11 protein-coding genes and 1 riboswitch are annotated in these 11,080 nt (G+C 70.6%); of the genes, 8 read left to right on the top strand and 3 right to left on the bottom strand.

All coding sequences use genetic code 11. The features are described from left to right. From A612_RS05970 to A612_RS05940, 7 genes are all read left to right on the top strand, one after another. Positions 1–1,886: indolepyruvate ferredoxin oxidoreductase family protein (locus tag A612_RS05970; protein ID WP_019373615.1), on the top strand; the 1,886-nt coding region annotated here is incomplete at its 5' end. A gap of 85 nt (positions 1,887–1,971) precedes the next feature. Further along, on the top strand, positions 1,972–3,192 hold the full coding sequence (locus tag A612_RS05965) for an ABC transporter substrate-binding protein (protein WP_019373614.1): 1,221 nt from the start codon (positions 1,972–1,974) through the stop codon (positions 3,190–3,192). 13 nt (positions 3,193–3,205) lie between these two features. Further along, the gene (locus A612_RS05960; RefSeq protein WP_019373613.1) at positions 3,206–4,060 is read left to right on the top strand and encodes a branched-chain amino acid ABC transporter permease; all 855 of its coding nucleotides are present in this window, start codon (positions 3,206–3,208) and stop codon (positions 4,058–4,060) included. A gap of 8 nt (positions 4,061–4,068) precedes the next feature. Beyond that, positions 4,069–5,004, top strand: coding sequence for a branched-chain amino acid ABC transporter permease (locus tag A612_RS05955; RefSeq protein WP_019373612.1), 936 nt, complete (start codon positions 4,069–4,071; stop codon positions 5,002–5,004). Further along, positions 5,001–5,747: an ABC transporter ATP-binding protein gene (locus A612_RS05950; protein WP_019373611.1), complete on the top strand. Its 747-nt coding sequence runs from the start codon at positions 5,001–5,003 to the stop codon at positions 5,745–5,747. Before A612_RS05955 ends, A612_RS05950 begins: the two co-directional genes overlap by 4 nt. Beyond that, a complete protein-coding gene (locus A612_RS05945; protein ID WP_019373610.1) occupies positions 5,734–6,441 on the top strand; it encodes an ABC transporter ATP-binding protein in 708 nt (235 codons plus the stop codon). The genes A612_RS05950 and A612_RS05945 overlap by 14 nt, the downstream gene beginning before the upstream one ends. A gap of 22 nt (positions 6,442–6,463) precedes the next feature. Continuing rightward, a complete protein-coding gene (locus A612_RS05940) occupies positions 6,464–7,216 on the top strand; it encodes a tyrosine-protein phosphatase (RefSeq protein ID WP_019373609.1) in 753 nt (250 codons plus the stop codon). Between the two features lie 79 nt (positions 7,217–7,295). Here the strand turns inward: A612_RS05940 and A612_RS05935 are convergent, their stop codons facing one another. Further along, entirely contained in the window at positions 7,296–7,733 is a 438-nt protein-coding gene (locus A612_RS05935; RefSeq protein ID WP_040436211.1) for an HU family DNA-binding protein, read from the bottom strand. Positions 7,734–7,986: 253 nt separating this feature from the next. Between A612_RS05935 and A612_RS05930 the strand changes: the two genes are divergently transcribed. Next, positions 7,987–8,712 (top strand): PhaM family polyhydroxyalkanoate granule multifunctional regulatory protein, encoded by a 726-nt coding sequence (locus A612_RS05930; RefSeq protein ID WP_040436210.1) that lies wholly within the window; start codon positions 7,987–7,989, stop codon positions 8,710–8,712. 57 nt (positions 8,713–8,769) lie between these two features. On the opposite strand, the gene A612_RS05925 is transcribed toward A612_RS05930, so the two are convergent. After that, positions 8,770–10,104 (bottom strand): D-amino acid dehydrogenase, encoded by a 1,335-nt coding sequence (locus A612_RS05925; protein WP_019373606.1) that lies wholly within the window; start codon positions 10,102–10,104, stop codon positions 8,770–8,772. 97 nt (positions 10,105–10,201) lie between these two features. After that, positions 10,202–10,313: riboswitch (glycine riboswitch) on the bottom strand. A gap of 165 nt (positions 10,314–10,478) precedes the next feature. After that, positions 10,479–10,904, bottom strand: coding sequence for a YXWGXW repeat-containing protein (locus tag A612_RS05920; protein WP_019373605.1), 426 nt, complete (start codon positions 10,902–10,904; stop codon positions 10,479–10,481). Positions 10,905–11,080: the final 176 nt, after the last annotated feature.

Here is an 11,080-nt window from a genome sequence, read left to right as displayed (position 1 = left end):
CCGGCGGGCAGCCGGTGGACGGCGAGCTGTCGGTGCCGCAGATGGCGGCGGAGCTGTTGGCTGAAGGGGTGGGGCGCGTGGTCGTGGTGGCGGACGAGCCGGGGCGCTACGACGGCGTGCGCCTGCCCGAGGGTGTGCGGGTGGAGCATCGCAGCGCGCTGGAGCAGGTGCAGCGTGAGCTGCGCGAGTTCCCGGCGGTGTCGGTGCTGATCTACGACCAGATGTGCGCCACCGAGCGCCGCCGCATGCGCAAGCGCGGTCAGTACCCCGACCCGGACAAGCGCACCTTCATCAACGCCGCGGTCTGCGAGGGCTGCGGCGATTGCAGCCAGAAGTCCAACTGCATGTCGGTCGAGCCGATCGACACCGAGCTGGGGCGCAAGCGGCGCATCAACCAGTCCTCGTGCAACAAGGATTTCTCCTGCGTCGAGGGCTTCTGCCCCAGCTTCGTGACCCTGACTGGGGCGCAGCCGCGCCGCGGCAAGGCGCGCAGCCTGCCCGAGCAGGACATGGCGCTGCCCGAGCCGACGCTCGCGGCGCTCGATGGCGCGCGCCCCTACGGCGTGCTGGTGACGGGGATCGGCGGCACCGGCGTGGTGACCATCGGCGCCATCCTGGGCATGGCGGCGCACCTGGACGGCAAGGCCGCGAGCACCCTGGACGTGACCGGGCTGGCGCAGAAGTACGGCGCCGTGATGTCGCACATCCGCATCGCCAGCCACGCCGGACAGCTGCATTCCGCGCGGCTGGCCAGCGGCGAGGCCGACCTGGTGGTGGGCTGCGACCTGGTGGTCAGCGCCGGCGACGAGGCGCTGTCCAAGTGCCGCGCCGGCCGCACGCGGGTGGTCGTCGACACCGGCGTCGCGCCCACCAGCGAGTTCACGCAGAACCCCGACTGGCGCCTCGATGGGCAGGCGCTGCAGGAGCGCATCCGCGCGACCCTCGGGGCGCAGGAGGATCTGCAGGCGGTGGCTGCCACGCGGCTGGCGGTGGAGCTGATGGGCGACACCATCGCCGCCAACATGTTCCTGCTGGGTTTTGCCTGGCAGCGCGGCTGGCTGCCGGTGGCGCGCCAGGCGATCGAGCAGGCCATCGCCCTCAACGGCGTGAGTGTGGTTTTCAACCTCAAGAGCTTCCTCTGGGGCCGCCGCGCGGCGCACGATGGGGAAGCCGTGCATCGGCTGGCGCAGCCGGCGGAGGTGGCGCAGCTGCGCCCGCTGCTCACGCGGCTGGACGACGTCGTCGAGGACCGCAGCGCCCGCCTGACCGAGTGGCAGAACGCTGCCTACGCGGCGCGCTACCGCGATCTGGTGCAGCGCGTGGCGGAGGCCGAGCGCGCGGCCGGAGGCGGCGACGCCCTGGCGCTGGCCGTGGCGCGCAACTACCACAAGCTGCTGGCCTACAAGGACGAGTTCGAGGTCGCGCGCCTGTACAGCACGCCCGAGTTCCGCGCCGAGCTGCAGCAGGCCTTCGAGGGCGACTTCCGGCTGCACTTCCACCTGGGCGCCTGGCCGTTCGCGCGCAAGGACCCGGCAACCGGCGCAGTGCGCAAGCGCGAGCTGGGGCCCTGGGCCTGGCGGGCGCTGCAGGTGCTGGCGCGGCTGCGCGGCCTGCGCGGCACGGTGCTCGATCCCTTCCGCGGCAATGCCGAGCGCCGGCTGGCGCTGCGCCTGATCGCCGAGTACGAGCAGGACGTGGAGCAGCTGCTCCGCCAGCTCGATGCCGCGCGCCTGCCGCTGGCAGTGGAGATTGCCGACTGGCCAGAGCGCGTGCGCGGTTTCGGCCACGTGCGCGAGGCCAGTGTGGAGGCCGTGGCGGCGCACCGCGCCCGGCTGGCCGAGCGCTGGCAAGCCCCGGTCCCTGCCGAGGAGCCGCTGGCCGCGTGAGCGAACTGCCGTTGCCCGGCCGTTGCAGGCACGGGCCCCGACCTCTTTTTCCGTGACACCAACCCAAGCACCCAAGGAGACCGCAATGACGCAAGCACATCCTTTCCTCAAGCGCCTGGCGGCCATCGCCACGGCCGCCCTGTTCGGCACGCTGGCCCACGCCCAGGCGCAGCCGCCCATCAAGATCGGCATCAACGCACCCATCCAGGTGCAGGTGGGCCGGGACATCCGCGACGGCGCGCAGCTGGCCGTGGACGAGATCAACGCCAAGGGCGGGGTACTGGGGCGCCAGCTGAGCATGGTCGTGGCCGACGAGACGGAGGATCCGGAGAAGGGCATCAGTGCCATCAAGAAACTGACGGCCGACGAGAAGGTGGATGTGCTGATCGGCGGCTACACCTCCGGCGTCACGCTGGCGCAGCTGCCGCACATCACGCGCGCCAAGACCATTGCCCTCACCGTGGGCGCGGCCTCGCCAGCCATCACCGCCAAGGTCAAGCAGAACTACGACACCAACAAGTACATCTTCCGCACCGGCGTGCTGAACTCGCTGCACCTGGCCAACGGCCTGCTGGGCTACATGACGGGTTTCCTGCACGGCGAACTGGGGCTGAAGAAGTTCGCGATCGTCGGCGAGAGCGCCAAGTGGGTGCAGGACCTGCTGCCCTACCTGAAGAAGAGCGCGCAGGACAAGGGCCTGGAAATCGTGATGGCCGAGACCTTCGACACCGGCACCACCAACTTCTCGCCGCTGCTGTCGAAGGTCAAGAACAGCGGCGCCGAGTACATGGTGGTGATCCTGTCGCACGCCTCCAGCGACATCCTGGCCAAGCAGTGGTATGACGCACGCGTGCCGGTTCCCTATGGCGGCATCGACGTCAAGAGCCAGGACACGGACTTCTTCGAGCGTGTGGGCGGCAAGAGCCTGTCGGAGGTGGCGATCAACTTCATCGTGCGCGCGCCGCTGTCGGAGCGCACGCTGCCGTTCTTCGAGGCCTTCGAGGGCCGCTACAAGCGCGAGCCCGTCTACACCGGCGCAGGCGCCTACGACTCGGTCTATGCCTATGCGGACGCCGTCACCCGCGCCGGCAAGCTGGACACGGACGCCGTGATCAAGGCGCTGGAGACCATCGACATGCCGGTGACCACGGGTCGCATGCAGCTGGACGAGTCACACGACCTGAAGGCGGGCGCCGGCCTGGTCAACCTGCTGTTCGTGCAGTGGCAGGAGGGCGGCAAGCGCGTCATCGTCTGGCCCAAGGAGGCACGCACGGGCGACTACGTCAAGCCGCAGTGGATGAATTGACGCAGGCGCAGGCATGACGGAAATCCTGGTGCACGGCGCGGTCACCAGCGCCATCTACGCGATGCTGGCCGTGGGCTTCACGCTGGTGTGCGGGGTGGCGCGCATCCTGAACCTGGCGCACGGGGCGTTCTACATGCTGGGCGCCTACTTCACCTACGTGTTCGCGGTGCTGCTGGGCCTGCCGCTGCTGCTGGCGGCGGTGGCGGCCATCGCCGCGACGGCAGCGGTGGGCTGGGCGGTGGAGCGCTGGTTGATCCGCCCGCAACGGGATTCGAACATGGCGGTGATGATGGTGACCATGGCCTTCCTGCTGGTCATGGAGCAGGCGGTGCTGGTGGTCTTCGGCTCGGAAGTCATCAACGTGCCGGCCTTCGTGGACCGCAAGTTCAGCCTGGGCAATGCCGACATCGGCGGCCAGCAGCTGCTCACCCTGGCCATGGCCGTGGTGTCGCTGCTGGCGCTGTGGCTGCTGATCCAGCGCACCCGCATGGGCGCGGCCATCCTGGCCCTGTCGCAGGATCCGCTGGCGGCCCAGTACATGGGCATTCCCGTGAACCGTGCCTACGGCATGGTGGTGGCGCTGTCGGCCGGCTTCGCGGCGCTGGCGGGGGTCATGGCGGGCCCGTTCCTGTCGACCTCGCCGCAGATGGCGCTGCCGGCGCTGACCAAGGCCTTCGCCATCGTCATCGTGGGCGGGCTCGGCTCGCTGTCGGGCGGGGTGCTGGCGGCAGTACTGCTCGGCTACGCCGAGACGATCGTGGCTTTCCTGGTGTCCTCTTCGTGGACCGAGGTGGTATCCCTGGGGGCGGTGTTGCTGACGCTGCTGCTGCGTCCGGCGGGGCTGCGCGGCAAGCGTGCGGCGTTTTGAGGATGGGTATGAAGATCACTCTGCGACAGGGCGCGCTGCTGGCGGCTGTGCTGGCGCTGCTGGTGGCGGTGCCGTGGCTGGGCAGCGGCTACATGACGGGCGTGTTCACGGTGTGCCTGATCTACGCGATCTGGGCCATGAGCTGGGATTTCTTCTCCGGCCTGACCGGGCGGGAGAATTTCGGCTATCCGCTGTTCATCGGCATCGGCGCCTATGCCAGTGCCTACCTCGATGCGAACTACGGCGTATCGCCATGGATCGGCATCCTCGCCGCCATCGGGACGGCTGCGCTGCTGGGCGTGGCGATCGGCTTTCCGACGCTGCGCCTGAAAGGGCCGTACTTCGCCCTGGCGACCCTGGCCGCCGCGGCGATCGCGCAGCGCATGCTGCTGATCCTGTGGGACATCACGGGCGGCGAGGAAGGGATCCAGGGGCTGACGCCACTGGTCTACGACTCGGTCCACTACTACTATTTCGTGCTGGCGACGGCGGTGGTCAGCGGGGTGGTGCTGGTGGGGCTGTCGCGCAGCCGTTGGGGGGTGCTGCTGCGCGCCATCCGCGGCGACGAGGCGAGCTGCCAGGCGGCGGGCATCAACATCACCTTCTACAAGATCGCGGCGCTGGTCATCAGTGCGGTCTTCGCCGGCCTGGGGGGCGCGCTCTATGCCAGCTACCAGATGCAGGTCAGCCCGCAGATCGTCTCGGTGCTGATGCTGGTGGCGGTGGTGACCATGGTCTACGTGGGCGGGCTGGGTTCGGTGTACGGGGCGGCGGGCGGTGCGATCCTGCTGTCGCTGCTGGGCGAGATGCTGCGCAGTGCGGGCGAGTACCGGCTGTTGGTGTATGCACTGCTGCTGATCGGGGTGATCTTTTTCCTGCGTGGCGGGCTGGTGGCGCCCCTGTGGCGCCGGCTGGGGCCGACCCCCAGGGAGGTGGCGCCATGAGCAGCATCCTGGAGGTTCAGGGCCTGACCAAGCGCTTCGGCGGCCTGACGGCGGTCAAGGACATGCGCTTTGACGTCGGGCGCGGCGAGATCGTGGGCATCCTCGGCCCGAACGGCGCCGGCAAGACCACGCTGTTCAACCTGCTGACCAGCTTTATCCGGCCGGACGAGGGGCGCGCGCTCTTCAACGGCGTCGATCTGGGCCGGCACACGCCCGCGCAGGTGGTCAACCTGGGGCTGGCGCGCACCTTCCAGCTGTGCCGGCCCTTCGTGGGCATGAGCGTGCTGGAGAACGTCATGGTCGCCTGCTACTCGCCGCGCGGGCGCGCCTCGGGCGAAGGGCCGCGCGAGCGCTCCCTGCGCATGCTCGAGGACGTGGGGCTGGCGCACAAGGCCGACACGCCGGCCGAGCTGCTGTCCTATGGGGACCAGCGCCGGCTGGAGATCGCCCGGGCGCTGGCCACCGACCCGCTGCTGCTGCTGCTCGACGAGCCTTTCGCCGGGCTGGGCTCCAGCGAGATCGAGCCGCTGTCGGCGCTGATCCGGCGCCTGCATGGCGAGCGCGGGCTGAGCATCCTGATCATCGAGCACAAGCTGCGCGAGTTCATGCAGCTGGTGCAGCGCGTGGTGGCCATCGATTTCGGCGAGCTGATCGCTGTGGGCGACGCACAGGACATCGTGCGCCACCCGAAGGTGGTGGAAGCCTATATCGGCAAGTCGGAGGTGGACCTTGTCACTGCTTGAGATTCAGGGGCTGGCGGCTTCCTACGGCAAGGCCGTGGCGCTGGAGTCGGTCAGCCTGCAGGTGCAGCCGGGCGAGCTGGTGGGCGTGCTCGGGCCGAACGGGGCCGGCAAGACCACCTTGCTCAAGGCCATTTCGCGCACCCTGCCTTCCCAGGGCACGCTGGCCTTCCAGGGCCAGTCGCTGCACGGGCGCGAGGCGCACGAGGTCGTCGGCCTGGGCATCTGCCACTGTCCCGAGGGCCGGCGGCTGTTTCCCGAACTGACGGTGCGCAAGAACCTGGAGCTGGGCGCCTACCTGCGACCGTCGCGCGCCGAGGTCGAGGCCGACATGGAGAAAGTTTTCGCGCTCTTTCCGATCCTGCGCGAGCGGCTGGAGCAGGTGGTCTCCACCCTTTCGGGCGGCCAGCAGCAGTTCGTCGCCATCGGCCGTGCGCTCATGGGCCGGCCCCGGTTGCTGCTGCTCGACGAGCCCTCGGTGGGCATCGCCCACCGGCTGAAGATCGAGATCTTCGATGCCATCCGGGCGATTGCCGCCTCGGGCGTGGCGGTCCTGATGGCCGAGCAGGACGCACAGAACACCCTGCGCGTGGCCGAGCGCGTGTACGTGCTGGAGAACGGCCGCGTCGCGCGCCAGGGCAGCAGTGCCGAGCTGGCGGGCGACGACCACATCCGGCGCATCTATCTGGGCGTCTGATCCTTGCCCTACAGTCCGAAGCATGACCGACCTCCCACGCAACATTTCCCTTGTCGGGGCTTCCAACTTCCGTGACCTCGGCGGCTACGCCGCCCAGGATGGCCGCCAGGTGCGCTGGCGCCGGCTGTTTCGCTCCGACCATCTGGCCGGCCTGAGCCCCCAGGACGCCCAGGCGCTGGCGGCGCTCGGGTTGGCGCGCGCCGTGGACCTGCGCGGGCACGACGAGAGCTCGGCCCAGGCCTACCAGCTGCCGTCCGTGCGCTACCACGCGCTGCCGATCGAGCCGACCGTGGTGCGCCGCGCGCGCGAACTGGCGGCCTCGGGCCAGGCCCTGACGGCGCCCATGGCCGAGCGGCTGATGCACGACACCTACCGCGCCTTCGTGGCCGACAACGCCCCGCAGTTCGCGGCGCTGTTCGAGCATCTGCTGGCGGAAGACACGCCGCTGGTGTTCCACTGCACCGCGGGCAAGGACCGCACGGGCTTTGCGGCGGCGCTGATCCTGCTGGCGCTGGGCGTGCCGGAAGAGGTGGTGATGCAGGACTACCTGCTGACCAACCGCCTGTACCAGCGTCCGGGCATGGTGGCGGGAACGGCGCCCGAAGAGGTGCTGCAGATCATCTGGCAGGTGCAGCCGGGCTTCCTGCGCACGGCGCTGGACGTGGTCGAGCAGGACCACGGCGGGTTGGAGCGCTACCTGGGGCAGCGCCTCGGGCTGGGCGCTGCCGCGCGGGCGCGCCTGGCCGAGCTGTACCTGCAGCCGCCCGGGGGCTGAGCGCGGCACCGGCCCAAAGAAAGAAAGCAGCCAATGGCTGCTTTCTTCGTTCCTGGCCCCGGAGCGGGCGCGTGCTCGCTCAGAGCGTGGCGTCCTTGAGCTTCTTGAGCGGGCGGGTCTTGATCTTGGTCGAGGCCGGTTTGGCAGCGAACCAGCGCTCCTCGCCGGTGAAGGGGTCCTTGGCGAAGCGCTTCTTTTTGGCCGGCACCTGCTGCAGCCCGATCTTGAGCAGGCCGGGGAACGTGAACTCGCCCGAGCCCTTCTTGTGTACCGAGGCAAGGATGGCGTTCTCGAGCGAGGCCAGGACGGCGCGCACGTTCTTGGGCTCGACGCCCGAGTTTTCCGCCAGATAGGCCACCAGCGAGGTTTTGGTGAAGGGGTCCTTCACCGGCTTGAGGGCAGGGACGGCGGCCTTGGAAGCGGCCGTGCCCTTGGCGCCACTGGCTGTCGCCTTCTTGGCGGCGGGCGCCGCTGCCTTCTTGGCGGGCGTGGCGGTGGATTTCTTTGCAGTTGCCATGGTCTTCGCGATCCCTTGGATGGAGTGGAAAGAGGCCAGCGCGCGCTGGTGCAGGGATTCTAGGAGCAGTTGTCTGCGGCTGGGCGCCCGCGCACAGGCGCCGGCGCGCGAAAAGCCACGCATCGACGCCTTTTCTGGCCACGCTGCCGTCCGGCATTGGTGGATGGGGCCCGGGGCGCTAAGCTTTGGGCTTCCATCCCTGCGGGCCCGGCGAGCTGCGCCGCCGCAACCGCACCAGCAAGGAGCGATGACCATGGACGACACCTCCCCCTTCGGCTTTGCGCGGTTCATGCCCGGCATGGACTTCCTGCAGACGCTGACCCGCAACGCCGGCACGGCCATGCCCGGCCTGCCGGGGCTGGGCAGCTGGATCGCCCCCACGGCGAGCATCGAGGAACTGGACAAGCGGATCCAGGACCTGAAGGCGGTGCAGTTCTGGCTGGAGCAGAACGCGCGCGGCCTCACGGCCATGGTGCAGGCGCTGGAGGTGCAGCGCATGACCCTGGCCACGCTGCAGGGCATGAACGTCGCCATGGGCGATGCGGCCGCGGCCTTCGCAGGCGCGGCCGCGGGCACCTCTGCCCCAGCGCCCGCTCCGGCGCCCGCACCCGCACCCGCACCCGCACCTTCGCCCGCTCCGGCCCCTTCGGCGGCCAGCGACGAGGGCGGCACCGCGGCCGCCGATCCGCTGCAATGGTGGGGCGCGCTGACCAGCCAGTTTCAGCAGATCGCGGCGCGCGCCATGCAGGATGCGGCCTCGCACCAGGCGGTCTTCGACAGCACGCGCGAGATGGCGACCGGCGCGCTGAAGACCGCCAGCGACATGGCGACGCAGTGGGCGCAGGGCGTGCAGGAGGCGGGCACCCCGGCGGCGGCCGGGAAGAAGGCGGCCGCGAAGAAAAAGCCGGCCGCCGGCAAGGCGCCGGCGCCTGCCGCGTCGAAGGCGGCGCCGAAAAAGGCGGCCCGCCAGCGCCGGTAGTCCTGACGGAGCCCGCCCCGGGCGCGCCGCGCGCCCTGTGGAACGGGCTGGCGTGCCTCAGGTGCTCAGCTGCGCGCGCCCTGCGCCGGTGGCGGGGTGCGCCATGCCGGTGAAGGCAAAGTCCAGCTCGGGCGCGAGGCCGCTCACGATGCGCGCGATCGAGCGGCCCGAGCCGCAGGCGTGGGTCCAGCCCAGCGTGCCGTGGCCGGTGTTGAGGAACAGCCGCCCGACGCGCGTGCGCCCGATCAGCGGCACGTTGCTCGGCGTCGCGGGCCGCAGTCCGGACCAGTATTGCGCCTGTGCGGTGTCGGCCGCGCCAGGAAAGAGCTGCTCCACGCGGCGCACGATGGCGGCGCAGCGCACCGCGCTCAGCTCGCGCCCGTAGCCATTGAGCTCGGCCGTGCCGGCCACGCGCATCACGTCGCGCGCCGGGCGGCCGGTGGCTGGGTCGCCGGCGTGCGTATAGCGCGAGAAGACCAGCTTGTACTCGTCGTCCGTCAGGCTGACCTGGTAGGCGGCCTCCGGGTCGCGCACCGGCAGGGTGACGGAGTAGCCCTTGGCCGGGTAGATGGGCAACCGGATGCCCAGCGGCTGCGCCAGCATGGGGCTGTAGGAGCCGAGCGAGAGCACGTAGGCATCGGCCTGGAGGCGTTCGTAGCGGCCTTCCTCGTTGGTGATCTCCACGTGGTCGATCTCGCCGCCGGCCTGGTGCAGCGCGGTCACGTGGCAGCCCATGCGCCAGCGCACGCCCGCCTCCTGCGCGGCGCGCGCCAGCTCGCGCGTGAACAGGTTGGCGTCGCCCGACTCGTCCTCGGCGGTGAAGGTGGCGCCGGCCAGCTGGGCGCGCATGGGCGCGAGCGCCGGCTCGATGCGCACCGCCTCGTCGGCACTCACCACCTGGCGCGCACAGCCCAGGCCGCACATCTGCTCGGTCGGGCCGAGCGCGCCCTCGAATTCGCGCGCGCTGGTGTAGAAATGCAGGATGCCCTGCGTGCGCTGGTCGTACTGCAGGCCCAGCTGGCTGCGCAGTTCCTGCAGCACGTCGCGGCTGTAGGTGCCCAGGCGCACGATCTGCTCGATGTTGTGGCGCGTGCGCGCGGGCGTGCATTCGCGCAGGAACTGCAGGCCCCAGAGCCACTGGCGCAGGTCGGCGCGCAGGCGAAACAGCAGCGGGGCGTCCTCCTGGCCCAGCCAGCGCAGCACCTTCAGCGGCGCCGAGGGGTTGGCCCAGGGCTCGGCGTGGCTGACCGAGATCTGGCCGCCGTTGGCAAAGCTGGTCTCGGCGCCCGGCGTGGCCTGGCGGTCGATGACCGTGACCTCATGGCCGAGTTGTTGCAGGAAGTAGGCGGAAGCGGTGCCGACGACGCCGGCGCCCAGAACGATAACTCGCATGGTGGAACAAAGCCTTTCTCAAGCTGAGCTCCAGGCCGGGCGCGCGAGCGGCCGACCGCGCGAGGCGGGCGGGAAGCGGGCGCACCAGGGCCTGGTTGCCGCTCCCCCTGTCCTTGGTACCTGAGAGATTCGCCACGCGCCTCGTGCGCGGACGGCTTGCTCCTTCGGTGCGCCCGGCGCGTGGCGGGCGGCTCTCCAGACGGCCTTGTCGATGTGCAGTACGGTACCTGAGCGTGTATGGGAGTTTGCGCCTTCGGTGCGGGGCCACAGGGCGGCCGCCGTCTCTCCTGCAGCGCCTATGCTAACAGCATACGCTCCGGGCGGGCCAGGGATGCCGCCCGCGGGGCAGGGCTTCGCACCACGCGCCGGTGCGCTCAGTGCCCGCGGTGGGGCTTGCCGGGGCGCTGGTTGGGGCGGTGGCCCGGCCGCTGGGGGGGCGGGCGGTGGTCCCAGCCCCCGCTCGCGAAGTGCCAGCGACCGCCGCGCTGTTCCCAACGGGGCTGGCGGTAGTGGGCGCCGTGGCGCGCCTGCACCCAGCGGCCCGGCACCCAGGCATAACGGTGGCCCCGCCACTCCCAGTGGCCCTGCGACCAGACCATGCCGCGGCGCGGGGACGGCACGCGCTCGTAGCGCGGCGGCGGCGGAGGGGGCATGTGGCGCGCGACGTGCACGGCCGCCTGCGGATGCCCGGGGCCGGTCTGGATGACCACGGTGGCGTTGGTCGCGGCCTGGCTGGCGCCGGCGGCCAGCATCAGGGTCAGGGCGGCAGCCGCCGCAGCGAGAGGGGAGGTGCGGGCCATGGTGGATTGGGCTCCTTTGTGGTGCGTGGAACAGGTGAGCCCAATGGTTGCTGGCGCGCGTCAACGCCTGGCACCGGTGTGTGTGGCGCCGGACAAGGAGTGTCAACAAATGTCACGCCGGGCCGCCAGATGGCGCGCCGTGGCATCGCGCGCCATGGCGGCCGAGCCGAGCACCC

Source organism: Melaminivora alkalimesophila (genome assembly GCF_000282995.1).
Lineage (GTDB): Bacteria > Pseudomonadota > Gammaproteobacteria > Burkholderiales > Burkholderiaceae_C > Melaminivora > Melaminivora alkalimesophila.
The sequence above is the reverse complement of the archived record's forward strand: the minus strand, read 5'-3'. Positions and strand labels throughout refer to the sequence as shown.